The organism is Nesterenkonia sandarakina, assembly GCF_003003175.1.
GTDB lineage: Bacteria > Actinomycetota > Actinomycetes > Actinomycetales > Micrococcaceae > Nesterenkonia > Nesterenkonia sandarakina_A.
On the sequence record NZ_PVTY01000054.1, the window covers coordinates 1 to 1,370 of the forward strand.

A 1,370-nucleotide genomic window follows, 5' to 3' on the forward strand; every position below is an offset into this window, starting at 1 on the left:
CAAGGGCACGAGCCGCTTGACGCTGATAATGGTAAGTGCCCGCAGAGGTAGTGACCCACCTCTTGACTGGCGACCCAATCGTGGGTCTGTCTTGCGTGAGATTTGTCCTGCGTCTGCGGGCTCGGCCATGGGTTCCGCCGGTGCATGACCTCATAGGAGCATGACCGGGACCATCACCAAGTGGCACTGCGATGGTATCGGCCCCTTCAGCGTCTTGTCTGCTCCGGTGGAACCGATGGCACCCCTTGATCTGTCCGACAGTGAAGGAGGAACCGTCGTGGTTCCCACAACAGCGGCCGGCGACCCGAACGATCTGGTAGCAGGCATCGATACCCACACCGACACCCATACACTTGCCATCTTGACTACCCAGGGACAGACGGTGACGACCGGCACCTTTACTGCAGACGGTCACGGTTATTCTGACCTGATCACTGTCCTGCAGGATGCCGGGACAATAGCCATCGTCGGGGTTGAAGGCACCAATTCCTACGGCGCCGGGCTGACCAGGGCCCTGGTTGCCGCTGGTTTCACCGTGGCTGAGGTTCTGCGCCCGGCCCGACAGGTGCGGCGTATGCGCGGCAAATCCGATCCGATCGACGCCATCGAGGCCGCCCGTACCGTGCTGGCTGGCCAGGGCATCTCGGTGGCCAAAGACACCGCTACTCCTGCAGAGGCCCTCAGGTTCCTGCTGGGTGCCCGCATCCAGCTGATCGCCGCGACAACGGCGATCGGCAACAGCATCACCTCGCTGTTGGTGACCGCACCGGAGCCCTTGCGTGCTAAGTTCCGGGGCCTGAGCACCGCAGAAGTGCTCGCCCGACTGGCCACCAGTCGGCCGGTAGGGCCCATCGATTCTCCGCATACCGCTGCGCTGCTGGCCATGCGCACCTTGGCCAAGGCACATCAGGACAGCACCGCCAGGGCCAAGGTCCTAGAAGATCAACTGCGCAGCGTTCTCACCGAGCACTACCCGGCGCTGCTGGCCATCTATGGGGCCGGCGTTGTTGTGGCCGCCCAGCTGGCCGTAACCGTCGGCGGCAATCCGCACAGGATCCGGAACGAAGCGGCCCTCGCATCCCTGTGCGGAGCCGCTCCCATCCCGGCGTCTTCTGGCCGCACAACCAGGCACCGGCTCAATCGTGGCGGCGACCGCCGCGCAAACGCCGCCCTGCACCGCATCGCATTGGTGCGGATGCAACACGACCAACGCACCAAGGACTACGTCGCCGGCAGAACTGCTGAGGGCAAGAGCAATCGCGAAATCATGCGCTGTCTCAAGCGAGCCATCTGCCGGGAGGTCTACAGGGCATTGACCAACCCACAGGAACAGGCCCCTCGAACAGACTTCCAGACGATCCGGCAATCCA

General features: G+C 63.7%; 1 protein-coding gene. It reads left to right on the forward strand.

Features of this window, described 5'->3' with window-relative positions; all coding sequences use genetic code 11:
* Positions 1–160: 160 nt before the first annotated feature.
* On the forward strand, positions 161–1,370 hold a 1,210-nt coding region (locus tag BCL67_RS15115), incomplete at its 3' end, for an IS110 family transposase (RefSeq protein WP_106124219.1).